23 protein-coding genes and 2 tRNA genes are annotated in these 18,240 nt (G+C 61.3%); 8 read left to right on the plus strand and 17 right to left on the minus strand.

Annotation, left to right across the window (positions count from 1 at the left end):
• Positions 1 to 3: 3 nt before the first annotated feature.
• The 13 genes from nuoF to V4T21_RS06500 all read right to left on the minus strand — a co-directional run bounded on the left by nuoF (position 4) and on the right by V4T21_RS06500 (position 9,012).
• A complete protein-coding gene (gene nuoF / locus V4T21_RS06440; protein ID WP_332714609.1) occupies positions 4 to 1,311 on the minus strand; it encodes an NADH-quinone oxidoreductase subunit NuoF in 1,308 nt (435 codons plus the stop codon).
• A gap of 13 nt (positions 1,312 to 1,324) precedes the next feature.
• Positions 1,325 to 2,530 (minus strand): NADH-quinone oxidoreductase subunit NuoE, encoded by a 1,206-nt coding sequence (gene nuoE, locus V4T21_RS06445; RefSeq protein ID WP_332714611.1) that lies wholly within the window; start codon positions 2,528 to 2,530, stop codon positions 1,325 to 1,327.
• Positions 2,530 to 3,732 (minus strand): NADH-quinone oxidoreductase subunit D, encoded by a 1,203-nt coding sequence (locus V4T21_RS06450; RefSeq protein WP_332714613.1) that lies wholly within the window; start codon positions 3,730 to 3,732, stop codon positions 2,530 to 2,532. Before V4T21_RS06450 ends, nuoE begins: the two co-directional genes overlap by 1 nt.
• Complete coding sequence (locus V4T21_RS06455; protein ID WP_332714615.1) at positions 3,729 to 4,331, minus strand: NADH-quinone oxidoreductase subunit C; 603 nt, start codon at positions 4,329 to 4,331, stop codon at positions 3,729 to 3,731. Before V4T21_RS06455 ends, V4T21_RS06450 begins: the two co-directional genes overlap by 4 nt.
• 9 nt (positions 4,332 to 4,340) lie before the next feature.
• Positions 4,341 to 4,919 carry a NuoB/complex I 20 kDa subunit family protein gene (locus tag V4T21_RS06460; RefSeq protein WP_332714617.1) on the minus strand — a complete coding sequence of 193 codons (579 nt, stop codon included), beginning with the start codon at positions 4,917 to 4,919 and terminating at the stop codon, positions 4,341 to 4,343.
• Positions 4,910 to 5,275, minus strand: coding sequence for an NADH-quinone oxidoreductase subunit A (locus V4T21_RS06465; RefSeq protein WP_332714619.1), 366 nt, complete (start codon positions 5,273 to 5,275; stop codon positions 4,910 to 4,912). The genes V4T21_RS06460 and V4T21_RS06465 overlap by 10 nt, the downstream gene beginning before the upstream one ends.
• A 313-nt stretch (positions 5,276 to 5,588) precedes the next feature.
• A complete protein-coding gene (locus V4T21_RS06470) occupies positions 5,589 to 6,098 on the minus strand; it encodes an outer membrane protein (protein ID WP_332714621.1) in 510 nt (169 codons plus the stop codon).
• A 201-nt stretch (positions 6,099 to 6,299) separates the two neighbouring features.
• Positions 6,300 to 6,893: an outer membrane protein gene (locus V4T21_RS06475; RefSeq protein ID WP_332714623.1), complete on the minus strand. Its 594-nt coding sequence runs from the start codon at positions 6,891 to 6,893 to the stop codon at positions 6,300 to 6,302.
• Positions 6,894 to 7,116: 223 nt separating this feature from the next.
• On the minus strand, positions 7,117 to 7,689 hold the full coding sequence (locus tag V4T21_RS06480; RefSeq protein WP_332714625.1) for an outer membrane protein: 573 nt from the start codon (positions 7,687 to 7,689) through the stop codon (positions 7,117 to 7,119).
• A 271-nt stretch (positions 7,690 to 7,960) separates the two neighbouring features.
• A complete protein-coding gene (locus V4T21_RS06485; RefSeq protein WP_332714627.1) occupies positions 7,961 to 8,215 on the minus strand; it encodes a hypothetical protein in 255 nt (84 codons plus the stop codon).
• A gap of 30 nt (positions 8,216 to 8,245) precedes the next feature.
• A complete protein-coding gene (locus V4T21_RS06490; RefSeq protein ID WP_332714629.1) occupies positions 8,246 to 8,443 on the minus strand; it encodes a hypothetical protein in 198 nt (65 codons plus the stop codon).
• Positions 8,444 to 8,447: 4 nt separating this feature from the next.
• A complete protein-coding gene (locus tag V4T21_RS06495; RefSeq protein ID WP_332714630.1) occupies positions 8,448 to 8,792 on the minus strand; it encodes a paraquat-inducible protein A in 345 nt (114 codons plus the stop codon).
• A gap of 146 nt (positions 8,793 to 8,938) precedes the next feature.
• Positions 8,939 to 9,012 (minus strand) — tRNA-Cys (locus tag V4T21_RS06500).
• A 225-nt stretch (positions 9,013 to 9,237) separates the two neighbouring features.
• Here V4T21_RS06500 and V4T21_RS06505 point away from each other — a divergent pair.
• The gene (locus V4T21_RS06505; protein ID WP_332714632.1) at positions 9,238 to 9,681 is read left to right on the plus strand and encodes a PPC domain-containing DNA-binding protein; all 444 of its coding nucleotides are present in this window, start codon (positions 9,238 to 9,240) and stop codon (positions 9,679 to 9,681) included.
• A 29-nt stretch (positions 9,682 to 9,710) separates the two neighbouring features.
• Here the strand turns inward: V4T21_RS06505 and V4T21_RS06510 are convergent, their stop codons facing one another.
• Complete coding sequence (locus tag V4T21_RS06510) at positions 9,711 to 9,959, minus strand: hypothetical protein (protein ID WP_332714633.1); 249 nt, start codon at positions 9,957 to 9,959, stop codon at positions 9,711 to 9,713.
• Complete coding sequence (locus V4T21_RS06515) at positions 9,919 to 10,104, minus strand: hypothetical protein (protein ID WP_332714635.1); 186 nt, start codon at positions 10,102 to 10,104, stop codon at positions 9,919 to 9,921. The genes V4T21_RS06510 and V4T21_RS06515 overlap by 41 nt, the downstream gene beginning before the upstream one ends.
• 177 nt (positions 10,105 to 10,281) lie before the next feature.
• On the opposite strand from V4T21_RS06515, the gene V4T21_RS06520 reads away from it, so the two are divergent.
• The 3 genes from V4T21_RS06520 to V4T21_RS06530 all read left to right on the plus strand — a co-directional run bounded on the left by V4T21_RS06520 (position 10,282) and on the right by V4T21_RS06530 (position 12,202).
• The gene (locus tag V4T21_RS06520) at positions 10,282 to 11,424 is read left to right on the plus strand and encodes a GGDEF domain-containing protein (RefSeq protein ID WP_332714637.1); all 1,143 of its coding nucleotides are present in this window, start codon (positions 10,282 to 10,284) and stop codon (positions 11,422 to 11,424) included.
• Between the two features lie 12 nt (positions 11,425 to 11,436).
• Positions 11,437 to 12,054 (plus strand): molybdenum cofactor guanylyltransferase, encoded by a 618-nt coding sequence (gene mobA, locus V4T21_RS06525; RefSeq protein ID WP_332714639.1) that lies wholly within the window; start codon positions 11,437 to 11,439, stop codon positions 12,052 to 12,054.
• 73 nt (positions 12,055 to 12,127) lie between these two features.
• Positions 12,128 to 12,202, plus strand: a tRNA-Asn gene (locus tag V4T21_RS06530).
• Between the two features lie 32 nt (positions 12,203 to 12,234).
• On the opposite strand, the gene V4T21_RS06535 is transcribed toward V4T21_RS06530, so the two are convergent.
• Both V4T21_RS06535 and V4T21_RS06540 read right to left on the minus strand, forming a co-directional pair.
• Positions 12,235 to 13,998 carry an alpha/beta hydrolase gene (locus V4T21_RS06535; RefSeq protein ID WP_332714641.1) on the minus strand — a complete coding sequence of 588 codons (1,764 nt, stop codon included), beginning with the start codon at positions 13,996 to 13,998 and terminating at the stop codon, positions 12,235 to 12,237.
• Position 13,999: 1 nt separating this feature from the next.
• On the minus strand, positions 14,000 to 14,677 hold the full coding sequence (locus V4T21_RS06540; RefSeq protein ID WP_332714643.1) for an exopolysaccharide biosynthesis protein: 678 nt from the start codon (positions 14,675 to 14,677) through the stop codon (positions 14,000 to 14,002).
• A 336-nt stretch (positions 14,678 to 15,013) separates the two neighbouring features.
• Here V4T21_RS06540 and V4T21_RS06545 point away from each other — a divergent pair, with 336 nt between their 5' ends.
• The 4 genes from V4T21_RS06545 (at position 15,014) to V4T21_RS06560 (ending at position 18,213) form a co-directional block, all read left to right on the plus strand.
• On the plus strand, positions 15,014 to 16,051 hold the full coding sequence (locus V4T21_RS06545) for a TerC family protein (RefSeq protein WP_332714645.1): 1,038 nt from the start codon (positions 15,014 to 15,016) through the stop codon (positions 16,049 to 16,051).
• Between the two features lie 93 nt (positions 16,052 to 16,144).
• The gene (locus V4T21_RS06550; RefSeq protein ID WP_332714647.1) at positions 16,145 to 17,344 is read left to right on the plus strand and encodes an MFS transporter; all 1,200 of its coding nucleotides are present in this window, start codon (positions 16,145 to 16,147) and stop codon (positions 17,342 to 17,344) included.
• A 10-nt stretch (positions 17,345 to 17,354) separates the two neighbouring features.
• The gene (locus V4T21_RS06555; RefSeq protein ID WP_332714651.1) at positions 17,355 to 17,789 is read left to right on the plus strand and encodes an SRPBCC family protein; all 435 of its coding nucleotides are present in this window, start codon (positions 17,355 to 17,357) and stop codon (positions 17,787 to 17,789) included.
• Positions 17,790 to 17,862: 73 nt separating this feature from the next.
• Complete coding sequence (locus V4T21_RS06560; protein WP_332715060.1) at positions 17,863 to 18,213, plus strand: ArsR/SmtB family transcription factor; 351 nt, start codon at positions 17,863 to 17,865, stop codon at positions 18,211 to 18,213.
• Positions 18,214 to 18,240: the final 27 nt, after the last annotated feature.

An 18,240-nucleotide genomic window follows, 5' to 3' on the forward strand; every position in this document is an offset into this window, starting at 1 on the left:
GGATTACTCCGCCGCGACCGATGGCACGGCGCCATCGGAGGTGGACTTGTAGGTGTATGCGTCGATCCGCTCTTCGATCACGTGCCGGAAGTTCTTGATCAGGCCCTGGATCGGCCAGGCGGCGGCGTCGCCGAGGGCGCAGATGGTGTGGCCTTCGACCTGTTTGGTGACGGCGAACAGCATGTCGATCTCGCGCTTTTGCGCCTCGCCGCGCACCATGCGCTCCATGACCCGCATCATCCAGCCAGTGCCTTCGCGGCACGGCGTGCACTGGCCGCAGCTTTCGTGCTTGTAGAAGACCGACAGGCGCCAGATCGCCTTGATGATATCGGTGGACTTGTCCATGACGATCACGGCGGCGGTACCGAGCGAAGAGCCCACTTCACGAAGTCCGTCGAAGTCCATGTTTGCACCGCGGATTTTCTCGCCCGGCACGCAGGGAACTGACGAGCCGCCGGGGATGACAGCCAGCAGATTGTCCCAGCCGCCGCGAATGCCGCCGCAATGCTTTTCGATCAGTTCTTCGAAGGGCGTGCCCATTTCTTCTTCGAAGGTCGCCGGGTTGTTGACGTGCCCGGAAACGCAGAAGAGCTTGGTGCCCGTGTTGTTCTCGCGCCCCAGTCCGGCGAACCACGACGCGCCGCGCCGTAGGATTTCCGGGACGACGGCTATGGATTCGACGTTGTTGACGGTGGTGGGGCAACCGTAAAGCCCCATGCCGGCCGGGAATGGCGGCTTCAGACGCGGCTGGCCCTTCTTGCCCTCGAGGGATTCGAGCAGCGCGGTTTCCTCGCCGCAAATATAGGCCCCTGCCCCATGGTGGACGACGATATCGAAATCCCAACCATGGACATTGTCCTTGCCGATGAGGCGCGCGTCGTACGCCTGCTGCACGGCAGCTTCGAGTCGGTGGCGCTCGCGCATGAATTCGCCGCGCACATAGATATAGGCCACATGCGCATCCATGGCGCGGCCCGCGATCAGGCACCCTTCGACCAGATGGTGCGGGTCGTGGCGCAGGATTTCCCGGTCCTTGCAGGTGCCCGGCTCGGATTCGTCGGCATTGACGACGAGGTAATGCGGGCGGCCATCATTGACCTTGGGCATGAAGCTCCATTTCAGCCCGGTCGAGAAACCAGCGCCGCCGCGACCGCGCAGACCCGAAGCCTTGACCTCGTTGGTCAGCCATTCGCGACCCTTGTCGAGCAGGTCCTTGGTGCCGCTCCAGGAGCCGCGACGGCGCGCGCCTTCGAGGCCCCAATCGTCCTGGCCGTAGAGATTTGTGAAAATGCGGTCCTGATCGGTGAGCATCCCTCAAATCCCCCTATCGCGGCTTCTTGCCGAAAACGCGGACGTATTCATCGACACCGCCGTCGGCGAGCGCCTTGGCCTGGGCTTTCCAGTTGTCGCGGTTCATGCGTCCCTTGAAATTTAGTTCGGCCTCGACACGCTCGCCGTCAGTATCCGACAGCGCGGCAATCTGGGCGTAAGTGGTGATGCCCAGGGCGTTGAGCTTTGCCTCGATGCCGGGGCCAACGCCGGAAATCAGCTTGAGATCGTCGGCGTCACCTTCAGCCGGAGTAAAGAGCGGCTGGATGCCCTCCCCCGTTTCTTCGGGTTTTTCGAGCTTTCGGCTCTTGGTTTTGGTCTTCTCGCCGGCGCTACTGGCCGTCTTTTCGATCGCCGGCGACTCGGCACCGGTCGCACCTTCGCGCCCGGCCTGGCTGGGCTTGCGACGATCGGGGCCGGCGGCCTTCTTCCCGGCTTGTTCCACCTCGGCTTCAGAAACCTTTCCTTCGGCGGAGGGTCCCTTGATGGCAGGGGCGGCTTCTTCGGTGATCTCCTGCTTGCGTCCCGGCTTGGTCGCGTCCGCATCGGCTTCGACCGGGCCGGCGGAGGATGGTTCAGGAGATTTCGCGGAATCAACTAGCAAGGTCGTCTGCCCGGAAAGCGGCGCGGCGAACTGGCGGCCGTTTTGCGGGCCGGGCTGTATGGTGTCGCCCTTGCCATCGCGGAACGCGATCAGGATTTCCTCGAAGCGCTCAGGGGTGAGATCTTCATAGGTGTCGAAGCCGATGGTGACCATCGGAGCGTTGACGCAGGCGCCGGCGCACTCGACCTCTTCCCAACTCATCGTGCCCTCGGCATTGAGATGGTGCGGTTGGGCGTGGATATGCTTCTGGCAGACCGCCTTGATGTCCTCGGCTCCGCGAAGCATGCAGGGCGTGGTGCCGCACACCTGGATATGGGCGCGGGTGCCGACCGGCTGGAGCTGAAACTGAGTGTAGAAGGTGGCCACTTCCAGCACGCGGATATAGGGCATGCCCAGCATATCCGCGACCGTTTCGATGGTGGCACGGGAAATCCAGCCATCCTGTTCCTGAGCGCGCATGAGCAGCGGGATCACTGCCGATTGCTGGCGCCCTTCGGGATACATGGCGATGCGCTTTTGAGCCCATGCGGCGTTGTCGTTGGAAAACGCGAAGGCGGCGGGCTGGACGGATTCGTCTGCAAGGCGGCGCACACTCATCAGCGATCGACCTCTCCGAACACGATATCGAGGGAACCCAGGATTGCCGTGACGTCGGCGAGCAAATGCCCGCGGCACAGGAAATCCATGGCCTGGAGATGGGCAAAGCCCGGCGCGCGAATCTTGCAGCGATAGGGCTTGTTGGTGCCGTCCGAGACGAGATAGACGCCGAACTCGCCCTTCGGCGCTTCGACGGCGGCATAAACCTCGCCCTTGGGAACGCGGTAGCCTTCGGTATAGAGCTTGAAGTGATGGATGAGCGCTTCCATCGAGCGCTTCATCTCACCGCGCATGGGCGGCACGACCTTGCCATCGGTGGTGGAGACCGGCCCCTGTCCTTCGGGCGAATTGAGCAGCGCGATGGCTTGCTTCATGATCTCGTTGGACTGGCGCATCTCTTCCATGCGGATGAGGTAACGGTCGTAGCAATCGCCGTGCTTGCCGACTGGAATGTCGAATTCGAATCGGTCGTAGCACTCATAGGGCTGGGCCTTGCGCAGATCCCACGCAACGCCGGAAGCCCGCACCATCACGCCGGAAAACCCGAAGCTCCATGCCTCATCGAGCGTTACTACGCCGATATCGGCGTTGCGCTGCTTGAAGATGCGGTTTTCGGTGAGAAGGCTATCGATATCGTCGAGCGCCTTGGGGAAATCCTCGCAGAATTGGGCAATGTCGTCGATCAGCGCCTGGGGCAAATCCTGATGGACGCCGCCAGGGCGGAAATAGGCGGCGTGCATGCGGGCGCCCGACGCGCGCTCATAGAACACCATCAGCTTTTCGCGCTGCTCGAAGCCCCAGAGCGGCGGGGTGAGCGCGCCGATATCCATGGCTTGCGTGGTGACGTTCATCAGATGGCTGAGCAGGCGGCCGATTTCGGAGAACAGCACGCGGATAAGCTGACCGCGCATGGGCACTTCGATGCCCAGGAGCTTTTCGACGGCCAGTGCGAAGGCGTGCTCCTGATTCATCGGCGCCACGTAATCGAGGCGATCGAAATAGGGTACGGCCTGGAGATAGGTCTTGTGCTCGATCAGCTTTTCGGTGCCGCGATGGAGCAGGCCGACATGGGGATCGACGCGCTCGACCACCTCGCCATCGAGCTCGAGCACCAACCGCAGCACGCCGTGTGCGGAAGGGTGCACAGGACCAAAATTGATGGTGAAGGTCCTGACATCGACTTCGGAAGCGGTTTGCGTCATTGCTTGGCCTTTTCGTCGCCGGGCAGCACGTAATCGGTGCCTTCCCAGGGCGAGAGGTAATCGAAGTTCCGGAACTCCTGCGCGAGCTGGACGGGCTCATAGACGACGCGCTTGCGCTCCTCGTCGTAGCGGACCTCGACAAAACCGGTCAGCGGGAAGTCCTTGCGCAAGGGGTGGCCGTCGAAACCATAGTCGGTGAGGATACGACGAAGGTCGGGGTGGCCGGAGAAAAGAATTCCGTAAAGATCGTAGGCTTCGCGTTCGAACCAGTTGGCGCCGGGGAAAACGCCGGTGATCGAAGGCACGGGCGTCACTTCGTCGACGATGACACGAACGCGGATGCGGGTGTTCTGGTGCGGGCTGAGGAGGTGATAGACGACATCGAAGCGTTGCGCGCGTTCGGGATAATCGACGCCGCAGACATCGATAATGCAGATGAACTGGCAGCGGGGATCGTCCCGCAGGGTGCGCATGACGTTGACGATAGCGTCGGGTTTGACCTCCAGGGTCAACTCCTCATAGGCCACGCCATAGCCCTCGATAGCTTCGCCCAGTTTGAGCGCAATGTACTCGCCGAGTTCGGAAAGAGAGTTGTCCATCGCCTGGCCTTATCGCTCGATCGTTCCGGTGCGGCGGATTTTCTTTTGCAGCAGCAGAATTCCGTACAGCAGCGCCTCGGCGGTCGGAGGACAGCCCGGCACGTAGATATCGACCGGCAGGACGCGATCGCACCCACGGACGACCGAATAGGAATAATGGTAGTAGCCGCCGCCATTGGCGCAACTGCCCATGGAGATGACGTAGCGCGGCTCGGGCATCTGGTCGTAAACCTTGCGCAGCGCCGGGGCCATCTTGTTGGTCAGCGTGCCGGCGACGATCAAGACGTCCGACGTACGTGGAGAAGCGCGCGGAGCGGTGCCGAAGCGCTCGATATCGTAGCGCGGCATCGACATCTGCATCATCTCGACGGCGCAGCAGGCAAGGCCGGTCTGCATCCACATGAGCGAGCCGGTGCGGGCCCAGTTAATCAGTTCATCGGTCGCCGTAACGAGGAAGCCCTTGTCGGCGAGCTGGTTATTGACCTCGACGAAATAGGGGTCGGTGGCACCGACGGGCGCGTTGGTGGCCGGGTCGATGACGCCGCGCGGCCTGGGGGCGACCAGCGTCGTATTGTCGCTCAATCCCATTCAAGAGCTCCCTTGCGCCATTCGTAGATGAAGCCGATAGTGAGCACCCCCAGAAACACCATCATCGACCAGAAGCCGAACCAGCCCACTTCCCCGAAAGCAATGGCCCAGGGGAACAGGAACGCGACTTCCAGATCGAAGATGATGAACAGGATCGCGACGAGGTAGAAGCGCACGTCGAATTTCATGCGCGAATCCTCGAAAGCGTCGAAGCCGCATTCGAAGGCCGAAACCTTTTCGGGATCGGGGCGTTTCACGGCGATGAGAAACGGAGCAACGAGAAGCGCCAAACCAATGACGGCGGCGAGCCCAACAAAAATCAAAATAGGCAGATAGGCGCTAAGCAGTTCGTTCATAGACAGCCAAGCCTTCGCTGAAATCCCGGCTGGCACCGGGGCGTAGAGGACTCGCGGGCTATCGCAGCCCTTGTCGTTGGCACAGGGCTTATCCCACCCCCTAGGTGGTTTCAAGGGGGCATAAAACTGATAATAATTGTCATGTTTTAACGCGCGTAAATGCGGCGTTTGCTCGCACCCTGGCCGCAAAAGCAGGGGCTCCGCAAACCACACCCGAGCGACGCTTCACGCCATAGCCGCGCGCGCGCCCGTTCGAGGCGAACACATTTGCGAGATCGATTCGGATGAACGGGCGCCCTGCCCGCCCCAAACTTCAGAGGTGGAAGGCGACGCCGGCCGTCAGGCGCATGTCGTCGGGCATGCCGTTCCAATCGCCGGTTCCCAGAACTTCACCTCGGACGCTCATGTAATCGGTGAAGCCGTATTCGGCACCGCCACCCAGGGTATAGCCCCAATCGCCCGAAACGACGCCCACGCCGCCGGTGGCATAGACCAGCGCATCTCCGAACGTCATGCCCCCCTTGCCCAGGACCAGGGCATCGAAGCTTGTCGAATCGGCGAAATCGGCACCGAGTTGCGCCTCGACACCGACAATCGCCGCATCCAGGGAAACGTTGACGCCCGTAAAGATACCCGCGTTCAACGATGTTTCACCGAACGGGACGCCGCCGCCATAGACGCCAGCGTAGAAACCGTCCCAGTCAAAACCATAGCCGCCGAAACCGCCACCCATCCCGTAAGGGCCGTAGTCCTGCGCAGTCGCAGCGGCAGTAAAAGCAGTCGTGGCGGCAAGAAGCGCCGCAAGGCGAAGGGCAAGAGACATGGGCGTCACTCCATTAAGGTTAATTGACGCCATTATTGCGGTGATGGCACCGCGCTCAAGCCAAGCCTCTGAACGTGGATAAGACTTTACTAAAATTGCGCGCATTTCGACGTCGCACGCACAAATGAAAACGGCCCGGCAAAGCCGGGCCGTTCACAATTTAGATTGAGCTGGCGACGCCCCCGCTACGCCAGCAAAATCTTAGAAGTGGAAGTTCAGGCCGACGCGAGCGGTGTGAACTTCAGAGTCAACACCGGTGTCACCGATATCTTCGAAGTTCATGTAAAGGTACTCGCCCTTGACCGACAGATTGTCCATGACCATGGCTTCGACACCGGCACCCGCAGTCCAGCCCCAATCATAGTCGGTATTGTCAGCATCATCTTCGAACTCGCCGAACGCCACACCGGCGGTCAGGTAGGGCAGGAAGCCACCCATGTCAGCACCGACGCGAGCACGAACGGTACCGAAGTGGTTGATGCCGAGATCGCCGTCCTTGATGTCGGAGAACTGGTAGTCACCTTCAACACCGATGACAACACCGCTCAGGGCCATGTTGTAGCCGAGCTGGGCGCCACCGAGCCAGCCTTCGATATCATCGAAGCCAGCAACGCCGTCGACTTCACCCCAGCCGTAGCCGACGTTGGCACCAGCGTAGAAACCATCCCAGACGGACGAGTTGTCAACGACGGGAACGATGGGCGTGGGAGCCGGCATGATCGGGTCAGCGGCGAAAGCAGCCGAAGCGACAGTCATCGACGCAGCGGCGAGCAGAGCAGTCTTAAGTGCGTTCATTTCAATTACCTCACAGCACGGGGGTTGGTTGTTGTGATATTGCCTAAGTCTCGACTGATTCCAACCCCCTCTGCCCCCAACGCACCCCTAAATCGGCACAAAGATGCCATCAATTGCACCTTCTGTTGCGTTTGGGGCACAGAAAGTAGTCGTTTCCTAACAAGGCGTAAACAAAAACGGCCCCGCAAGGGGGCCGTTCGAGCAATCGTAGCAGATGCTGCGATTAGAAGTGGAAGTTGGCACCGATCTGGAACTTGTGGATGTCCGAGTCGGTCGCCACGTCATCGGTGGACCAACCATAGAGGTACTGGCCACGGACCGAGACGTTTTCGGTAGCGGCGAATTCGAGACCACCACCGGCCAGAACGTGATCACCCTGACCATAAGCGGAATCGGCATCGAAGTCGGTGCCGTAACCGATAGCGGCATAGGCGAGCAGGTCATCGGTGACCAGCACACCACCACGGGCGAGAGCCGAACCGTAGGCGTAGGTTTCGTCTTCGTCGAAGACACCGTCGATGGCCACTTCGGCACCAACCAGGAAGAAGTCGAAGGTGGCGTTCACACCGGCCTGGGCACCCAGGGTCCAGTTGGTCACGTCTTCTTCGATATCGTTCTGGGCACCGACGCTGGCACCAGCGTAGAAGCCGTTCCAGTCAAAACCGCTGGCGTCGTCAAAAACGGGAGCAGGCGGAAGGACGGGAGCGGGAACCCCGATCGCATCGGCGGCAAACGCCCCACCGAAAGCGGTCGTGGACAGAAGGGCTGCGATGGCCACTTTCTTGAGAGTGTTCATATGTATTCTCCTTTATACCGGCGGATGTGCAACTAATGGGTGCCGGTGAGCACTGGTTCCGATCTCTAGGCCGCCGCTCCGCACTCAGAGCCGGGAGTGTTGCCCTGACGCTACAACTGTGCCGCACGAGATCCGCACCAACGCGATGGGCCGGACTTTCGGTTTCGAGTGCGGACGAAGTGGGGCCGGCTCGTGGCAGGAATAGGGCAAGCCGGCAATGTTGCTCAAATGCCACGTAATCATAGTTAACCCATCGTAAAACATGGACTTTTTAGAATCCGTCATCCCCTGCCCCACCGCGCATAAATGGGTTGGGCAAGCCAGATTGGATGAGTAATCTCGACGGCAGGTCAGCAAAGGGGGGAACAATCATGACATCAGAAAAAGTGCCTCCGCAGATATCGGTGCGGCGAAGGCAGGTGTCTTGATTCGAGCGCAGCGTCACAGGCTGCGTATGACGCTGCAGATGCTTGGCCGGCAGCCGGGCGTTTCGGTGGGGTATCTGAGCCAGGTCGAACGCAATCATGCACGCTCGCCTTGTTTCGCCCAACGCCGACTAACGGTGCAGCCGATGGTGAAGCAGACGGATCGGCCAAGCGAGCAATCCGGCGATCAGCAACAGGGCACCCATCGCGACACAACCGGCGACGATCAGCACGCTTTGCACTGCACCGATGAAACCGCTGTCGGGCCGAGGCGCGGCAGGGTCTGAATCGGCAGGGTGCAGGGCCGTACGGATGGTAGTCGTTCTCATGATGTTACCTCGTGGCGCGCCGGTGTTCCGAATGTTCGGCGGCGGAGCGGTGGGCGAAATTGAACATGGCGCAAAGGCCCAGGACGAGCAGGCCCAACATCCACAGCAGCAGTAAAGATCCGATGCCCAACTCGCCGGACGCGGACGTTCCAGCCCGCAGGGTGGCCCGGCCGGTGAGCATATAAAAGCCGATCCAAGCGAGCATCAATGCGTTGAAGGCGGCAAAGGTCCAGGCGAAGACGCGGTTGGCGACATCCTTGCGCGGCGCGTGCAAACGCCCGTGGCATTGGGGACATTCGTCCGAACGGGTCGATACCGTTGCTCCGCAATTTGGACACCGAGTGAGCATCGCCGCCCTTCCTGAAGCTCTTACACTCAAACGCGGGGCGGAGGGGCCGAGTTCCGTGGGAGACGACCGATCGATCCAAGGTTGGGAAACGACAAGAGCGGCGGGAACCATCAGCTCCCAGCCCGCCCGACCATCGAAAAAGGAAATGGAGGCCTCGACCGGAATCGAACCGGTGTGCACGGATTTGCAATCCGCTGCGTAACCACTCCGCCACGAGGCCTCTGTCGGCGGTATCTATGTCAGGCCGGGCGCTTAGGCAAGGCCAGATACCGACGATGCTGAATTTTCTGGACGCCGGCATCGCCCTCTGCCCGAGGCAGTCACATAAGTGTGCGATTCGCCTGACAAGGAAGCGTCGGGCGGGAACTTCTCTCCCACCGGAAGATTATCGACGCGAGGCGCGGGGTCGCATCGGCGGCCTGCGATAGCAGCAAGGAATTCCGATATGCAAAGTAAGCTCATCCACGATGCCGACGGCGCGCAAACCTATGCCGTCATCCTCGAGATCGGCGATGAGGTCATGTCGTGCCTTGAAACCTTCGCCGCCCAGAAGGGCCTGAATGCCGCCAGCTTCAAGGCGATCGGCGCGTTCGAAAAGGCCACGCTGGCCTTTTTCGACTGGCAGGAAAAAAGCTACCTCAAGATCAATGTCGGCGAGCAGGTGGAAGTGGCGTCCCTTACCGGCGATATCGCCATGGGGCCGGACGGCAACCCGGCCGTTCATGCCCATGCGGTTCTGGGCACCTCCGACGGCCGGGCGATCGCGGGGCATGTGACGAGCGGCATCGTTCGCCCCACGCTCGAAATCATCCTTACGGAAGCTCCTACCTATCTGCGGAAGCGCTTCCACCCCGAAGTCGGCCTGGCATTGATCGACACGGCGCTCTGACAGGCAAGGAGCGCGTGCGCCCGTTCCGCCTATTCCACTATAAAGTGACCCGCGGCCCTGAACTCGGACTCTTGAACACCTTCGGTGCCGGCGGCCAGCCCTTGGGCAATGGGGTTGCGGCCGATGGTGAATTCATATGTGCCCGGCCGGATCGGCACGAAGCTGAACGAGACCTTTCCGGGTTCGTCGAATTCGAAGGCGCGGAACATCAGGCCCTGCAACTGGACTTCGATGCCGTCATTGACCGTCAGAACCCGCAGATGCGAATTCGATAGCAATTCGGGCGCCGTCATTTTCATGGATGTCGAGTTCGATATCTACGGGCGGAAATCCGGCGAGATTGCCGCCGACCTGTGCCTGCGCCGCCATCGCCGTCAGGCCGAGAACCGTTGCCAACGCTGCTGCAGATACGCTTTTGAACATGGTTGCCTCCTCATATGTTCAGACAGCAGGCATTCTAGCGCGCGGGGGCTCGCAGTCAGTCTATGGGCGCAATAGGTCCGGCATCGTTTCCAAAATCCCGACATTGCGTTTAATCGCCAAGAAACTGGAACCATTATATATAGTGGACGATACACGCCCATAAGGACTTCACCTCCAATGCTCATCGACCAAACCCCGCTGTTCGTGGCAGCAGGCATCAGTGCCGGGGCCATGTCGATTGCGCTTCTTACCGTCTGGCTGACCAGCCGGGCCGACCGTTTCCTGGCTGTCTGGTCGTTCGCGATGCTGATCATCGCCGTCGGGGTGGTGCTTTACATGCTGGCGCCGTTTTCCAACCATGCGGTCATGGCACTGGCGTTCTGGCTGCAGACGCTGGGCTTCGTCGCCATCTATCTGGCGGCCTTCCACTTCGCGCATGTAAAGCCGCGCGCTGCCGTCGTCGCGATCTGTGCCGCCGCGCCATTCATCGTTGCGCTTCCGATAGCGCTGGGCGCCAATGGGCTCGGGCTCATCCTCTATAATATCGTGGCTTGCCTGCTGCTGGCCGCAACCGCCTATCGGTTCTGGACCGTGCGCTGGGAGGCTCGGACGTTCATCATCGGGAGCATCGCGATCTATGGGCTGGTCGCGCTCTCGTTTGCCACGTGCGCCATGGTTCTGCTGATCGCCGGCGACATCACGCTGGCGACGCGGCCGGACAATCCCGCAGAATATTTCAATTCCGTGATGAGCATTGTCGGGATTACGGCAATCGGGGGGTTCGCGCTGTCGATCAACCAGTTCCAGAAGGCCCGGCGGCATCACGAGGCAGCGCTGACCGACACGCTCACGGGGCTGCTCAACCGCCGCGCGCTTTTCGAGCATAATGATGCGCATCCGCTTCGCGGGGACGAGGCGATCATCGCTTTCGATCTCGACCACTTCAAATCGATCAACGACCGGTTCGGACATGCGGTGGGCGATCGTGTGCTGCAGGCCTTCGCCCAGACGCTTAGAAGCTGCATTCGCCAAACCGATATCGCTGCCCGAATCGGGGGTGAGGAGTTTATCGTGCTGCTCAAGGGGAGCGACCTGCCCGGCATCCAGTCGCTCGCCGAGCGCGTGCGGCAGGCGTTCGCGTCGATAACCATCGACACGCCGGAAGGTCCCGTATCCAGCACGACAAGCAGCGGGATCGCGATCGCCCGGCCGGGCGAGACGGAGTTCGACGCCCTGCTGCTCCGCGCGGATCGGGCGCTCTACAAGGCCAAGGCGCTGGGGAGAAACCGTATCGTGATCGATCTGGACGCAGTGGCGTAGAGATCGATGGCAATGAGTATCCCCGCTGTTGGCCTGATTCTCGCCGGAGGCGCGGGGAAAAGACTGGGAGGCGTGCGAAAGGCCGATATCAGGCTGGGCAATGTGCCGCTTTTGGAGCGGGTCCGCGTGGCCCTCGAGCCGCAATGCGCCGCGGTTCTGCTTTCGGTCGGCGCCGGCCAGAATTCGGCAGAGGACGGGATCGTCGCTCTCGCCGATGACCCTCACGGTGTAACAGGACCGGCGGCAGGGCTTTGGGCTGGGGCTCGGTGGTGCGAGGACCACATGCCCGGCGCGTTTCTGGTGTCTGCATCGGTAGATACGCCGTTTTTCCCGGAAGATTTCGTGCGAGGGTCCCTCGCCCTGCTCGATGCCGATTGCGGCTGCGTGGTCGGAGCATATGATTCGCGGGACTATCCCACCAACGCGCTTTGGCGCCCCGATCGCCTGCTCGCCCATCTCGCTACGCTTCGCCCCGCCCCGCGCGGCCCGCGCCTGCGCGATATCCAGTCTGCGCTGGCCGTTCGACGGCTCGACTATGCCGATAGCCAAGCGGACGATCCCTTCATCGGCGTCAACCGCGTTGCGGACCTGCTTGCGCTCAACGACCGTCTTAAGGCGATGGATCGCTGAATGACGATTTGGGGGGTTGGCAAGCGCAACCAAATTGGCTAGATGATCGCCACCTGCCGAGCAGGCTACACGTTCCCCGGTAGCTCAGTGGTAGAGCAACCGGCTGTTAACCGGTTGGTCGCTGGTTCGAATCCGGCCCGGGGAGCCATTTCTTTCCAAACATCGTCATTCTGAGCCTCGCTAGGGGCTTTCACTGCGGAACCAGCCCGGATCGATCAGGGCGCGTTCGCCGTGGCGGGTGAGTTTTTCCCGCAATTGCCCCAAATCCTGCTGCGTCCAACCGGTGGGATCTGTCAGGACCGTCCAGGCGTCGAGATAGTCGGTGGGCGCATAGACGTGGCCGAAGCCGATGGGCGAGGTCTGGGCCAGCGCCATATCGAGCAATAGCTGGAAAAAGGTGACGACCGGATACCAGTTGAGCAGTTGCGAGATTTCAGGCGGACGCTCCCCGGAAAGCCATTCGGGCGGGCGATACAGCGTGGTCGGCTCGAAGAATACGATCGGGTCGCTGGGGTATTGCAGATAGAGAATCCGCGTTGCGCCCCAACGCCCACCCGCCGATTCCAAAACGTGTCCCGCGCTGGCAAAGCGCACTGTTGAGCCATCGCCAAATTGAGGAAGCCACCAGGGCGATTCGGGATCGCGGTTCTCGGTGAAATTACGCCATGCATCGCTGGCGAAGGGCGGGCCGACCCAGAGCGCGCCGTCGAACGGGTCGCCAAGAATATCGTAGAGCGTGGCCGATGCCTGCGAACTGTAGGCGCCCAGGCTCAGGCCGTGCAGGTAGAGCCTCGGGCGGTCATCGGCGGGCAGATTGGTCCAATGGTCATAGACGATATTGAACAGGGCCTGTGCTGCGGCAACCCCAACGTCGGGTTCGGTGACCAGCGACAGCCAACTGGTTAGGTAGGAATATTGCAGGGCGACGCTGGCGACGTCGCCATCATGGAGAAATTCCAGCGTATCGATCGCCGCCGGGTCGACCCAGCCGGTGCCCACCGGCATGATCAGCACCAGAATCGATTTATCGAACGCCCCTACCCGTTGCATTTCGGCCAGGGCGAGCCTTGCGCGCTCCTCGATCGTTTCGGCGGAACGGAGGCCGACATAGACGCGCAGCGGGGTTTCGGCGGGGTGGCCGGTCATCGCCTCGATTTCCTCGCGCGTCGGACCCGATTGCACATAGGCGCGCGCGTCCCGCCCGATCGTGTCCCAGGCGACGAGGGAGGCAGCGCTGCCCGAGCGTAGCGGATCGGCCGGCGGGGGCTCCAGGCTGCCTGCGAGTTGATCGAATTCTGCATAGGTGCGATCGGCGGCCGCCAGAATCCAGCGGATGAGAACGCCATCGACTATCGTGCTCGAAAACAGCGCAACGATGATAATGCCGCTGACCAGCGCCGCCCGCCGTGGGATGACGCGGGCCAGCCAATAGGAGACTGTCTGCACGGCGCGCACGATGAGCGTGCCGAGGCCGATGAAAATCAAGGCCGGCAACAATGCGATCAGCGCGATGCGCACCGGTTGATGGATTTCCACCGGAGCCATGCCCATGCCGGCGCGAATGGAGTTCTGCCAATCGGTGGAAAGCCAGAGGAACGTCACAGCAAGCAACGCGCCGCCAATCAGCAGGATTGCCCTGACCCAGGGAGACCAGGGCTTGTTGCGCGCCACAAGCCCGAGATAGTCCAACAGCCATTCGATGAAGAGGCCCACCGCGTAACCCGCGGCGAACACCGAACCGCTGAGTATGCCCTGCAGCCAATATTGACGCGGGATCAGGCTCGGCGTCAGCGAGAGTGCGAAAAAGACGAGGCCGACGAACAGGCCGCCCGTCGACAGCCACCCCAATTGCCACGCCCCCTGCCCGATGGCCCGCGCCGCGCGCCCGATCCGGGAAGTGGCCTTCGTCGATTGCGTTTCGCGTTGGCCCTCGGTGTGCGTCATTTCAGGATGCCAGAACGTTGTGCGCAAGGTTGATTGCGCCCCAGAATATCGCGATGGCGATGCCCACGCCCAGCAGGCCGACGATCGCCCCTATTACAACGCCCAACCCATCGCGATTGATGCGTGAAACGCAGATAATCGCAATTCCGACATTGGGAACCGCGTTGATGAAGGGGATAGGCAACGCCATCGGCAAGCTGATCAGCATGACGAGCAGCCCCGTGGGTATCTTGGCGCGTTCGCCGGTGAGCATTTCAAGGCGGGCGCGCGACAGCCGGGCGAGCAGACGGGCAAGGAAAGCCAGTCGCTTCAGCATCGCTGTAATCATTTTTCCTGGAATTCGCCTCTCGCCGATCCAGCCACCCAGCCGCAGCGGCTTACCGAGCATCATGAGCGTGGAAACGGTGACGATGGCGATCCCCATGAGCATCGCATAACCCGGCGGTCCCCAGATCATACTGAGCACGCTGAGCAGCAGGATGACGACGGTGTGGGAATGATTTCCGAGCATATCGACAAGCTCGACGACCGACAGCGCCCCGTCCGGATTTCCGGTTGCCATCCGGACATTGGCCGCTATTGCCTCGATTTGCAGTTCAATCGGGGTCAACGCTTCGCCTGCCCGTCGTAGATGTGGTCGAATGCGCCCCTTGGTACGTGCTGGTTCCGTGGAATTCAAGCGCCTGCACGTCACCTCCGCGTGTGATCGATGATGGCATTTCACGCATGCCGGAACCAAAGCAGAGCGAGGGCATTGCAGCGACAGGAGCGCAGAAGTCAAGTCGGTGGCCGCCCCCGCCGACGGGTAGAGCGATGGGAGGGTCCTCTGCCCCTGCGCCCGACGATTTCCATTCGAGGATCGCGCAAATTGTGCTCGAACAATGGCGCGTTGCCCTTTAAATTGGTTCGCGAAAGGCGTATATACCGTCGCGCAGTGCCGGGCCCCTCTGGCGTAGCGCACTTGATCGCTACGTGATGTCGGAACTGTTCCAACTAACATGGAGAAGGTCCGGCGATGGATTTAGCATCGTTTTTCACTCAATCTTTTCTCGACACGCCCGTCTGGTTCTGGCTTGCGTTCCTTGGCGTCGTCGCTGCAATCTTGGTGTTCGATCTCGGCTTCCTGCACAAGGAGCAAAAGGAGATCAGCGCCAAGGAAAGCTTCGTGCTTTACGGCATGTATGTGCTGGTGGCCTGTGCGTTCGGCGCGTGGGTCTGGTTCGTGCGCGGCTCCCAGGCGGGGCTCGAGTTCTTCACCGGCTACATCATCGAACAGTCGCTGGCGATGGACAACATCTTCGTCATCGCGACGATCTTCGCGTTTCTCGGCGTACCGCGTCTCTATCAATACCGCGTTCTGTTCTGGGGCATTATCGGCGTCCTGGTTTTCCGTGCCATCCTGATCGGCATGGGCGTGGCGCTGGTTCACGCTTTTGAGCCCATCTTGTTCCTCTTCGGCGCATTCCTGATCTTCACCGGCATAAGGATGTTCCGGAAGGTCGATGAAGACGACGACATCGAGAACAACAAGATCCTCAAATTCCTGCGCAAGCGCTTCCGGATCACGCCGCAATTCCACGGCGACAAGTTCCTCGTCGAGCAGCCGCATCCAACGACCGGCAAGATGGTCCTGTGGCTCACCCCGCTCGCCGTCGCGCTGATCATGGTGGAAATCGTCGACGTCATCTTCGCCGTCGATTCGGTGCCGGCGATCTTCGCGATCACCCAGGACCCGTTCATTGTCTACACCTCGAACGTCTTTGCCGTCCTGGGCCTGCGCGCCCTGTTCTTCGCCCTCTCGGCCGCCATGGCGCGGTTCCGCTACCTCCAAACCGCGCTGGCCGTGGTGCTGGTCTATGTGGGTATCAAGATCTCGCTGGTGCCGCTCGGTATTCATATCGACACCGTGCTGTCGCTGATCTTTACCGTGGGCACGCTGGCCATCGGCATCCTCTACTCGCTGTGGAAGACCCGCAACGATCCTCCGCTCGAAGTGCAGGACAAGCCGGTCGAACCTGAGGACCTTCGGAGCACCGACGCTCCCAATCCCTGATCGGGCGGCTTGACGGTCCAAGGGACCGGACGTAAGTCTTGAAAATCAGCGCGGCGCAGCTCTCCTGCGCCGCGCGTTTTTTTGGACGCCGACATGACCACCACCACTGCCGCGACGCCCCAGCCTGCCCAACAGGCCACCTCTCTTTGGGTGCTCTTTGCCGTCAGCTTTTCGCACCTGCTCAACGATTTGCTGCAGGCACTTCTGCCGGGGATTTATCCGCTGCTGGCGGAACTCTATGCCCTCGATTTCACCCAGATCGGCCTGATCACGCTGGTCAATCAGTTGACAGCGTCGCTGCTCCAGCCGCTGGTGGGTCATTACACGGACAAATACCCTAAGCCCTATTCGCTGCCGGTGGCGATGACGTTCACGCTTGTCGGGCTGTTGCTGCTCTCGGTGGCCGACAGCTTTCCCATGCTGCTGCTCTCGGCCGGGCTGATCGGGGTGGGCTCATCGATCTTCCATCCCGAATCCTCGCGCGTTGCCCGCATGGCTTCGGGCGGACGGCTTGGTTTTGCCCAATCGCTGTTTCAGGTGGGCGGAAATCTCGGCACGGCGATCGGGCCGCTGATGGCCGCCTTCATCATCATTCCGCGCGGACAGGGAAGCATCGCCTGGTATGCGGGCGTCGCTCTTGTCGCGATTGCCGTGCTTTACGCCGTTTCGACCTGGTATGCCGGCCAGCATCGCCGGACGAGAGGCGCGCCGCCGGCAATCCGGGCAAAGACGCTGAGCCGCAACACGCTCATCGGGGCCTTCGCGATCATCGGCGTGCTCCTGACCAGCAAATATGTCTACACCGCCTCGATGACGAGCTTTTATTCGTTCTTCCTCATCGAGAAATTCGGGCTCGATGCGTCGAGCGCGCAGCTTTGTCTTTTCGTTTTCCTGGGCGCGTCGGCGGCCGGGACGTTCCTCGGCGGCCCCATCGGGGATCGCGTGGGGCGCAAGGTCGTGATCTGGGTGTCCATTCTGGGGCCCCTGCCCTTTACGCTGGCGCTGCCCTATGTGGGGCTGGAACTTTCGATCGTATTGACCGCTTTGATCGGCTTCATACTGTCGTCGGCTTTCGCGGCGATCGTGGTTTATGCGCAGGAGCTGATGCCCGGTCGTGTCGGCATGATCGCGGGGATGATCTTCGGGTTCGCGTTCGGGATCGCGGCGCTGGGCGCGGCGGTGATGGGCGTGGTCGCCGACGCGACGAGCATCGCGTTCGTGTTCCAGATCTGCGCGTTCCTGCCGCTTGGCGGGCTGCTGACGGCGCTGTTGCCCGATATGCGGGAAAGGTAAGGATAATCTCATGAGCGATATTGGCGAAAACTCCATCACCCTCACCCGCACCATCGATGCACCGGCCGAAGAGCTTTTTGCGGCCTGGACCGACCCCGCGCTGCTGGAGCAATGGCAGGCCGAGGCTGTGGAATTCGAGGCGTTCGAGGGAGGGCGTTTCCGGTTCGAGACGGTCGATGCCGACGATATCCAGACCGTTCATGTGGTTACCGGCACGGTCGCGGGTTTCGAACAGGACCGGAAGCTGGTCGAACTCTGGCATCACGAGGGGAGCGATGCGTCCGACGACAGCACCCTCATCGTCACCTTCCAGCCGCTCGATGACGAGCGCACGGAAATCAGCATCGTCGAGATCGCCGAAAGCCATGCCGATCCGCAATCGCGCATCTTTTCGCTGGAGGCCTGGGACGAGGCGCTGAGCGCCATCGCCGAGCTGCTGGAGTAGATTTCCACAGCATTGACCGAGGGTTATGAGCCTGCCTCTTGCGGCGGCAGGCCAAGCGTATAAATCGGCGCTTATGGACCTGTTTGCAGTAATTGCCGACCCTACGCGGCGGAAAATGATCGACATGCTGCTCGGCGGCGAACTGCCGGCCGGTGCGTTCGTTGCCGCATTTCCCGGAGTGACCCAGCCGGCGATTTCGCAGCATCTCAAGGTGTTGCGCGATACCGGCATGGTCGATATGCGGGCCGACAGGCAGCGCCGGCTTTATTCCCTCAAGGCCGAAGCGCTGGCGCCGCTCGTCGCGTGGCTGGCGCCGCATGTTGCTCCCGCGGCGGAGGCAGTTGAGCCTGTCCCCGAGAAAAAGCCCAGGCCGAAGGTCAAGCAGGCGCCGGAACCAGAGATGATGCTCGATCTGTTCGCATAAGCGCTGGTGCTTGTGGACAGGTTGTCC

This window comes from Pelagibacterium mangrovi (assembly GCF_036662815.1).
GTDB classification, from domain to species: domain Bacteria; phylum Pseudomonadota; class Alphaproteobacteria; order Rhizobiales; family Devosiaceae; genus Pelagibacterium; species Pelagibacterium mangrovi.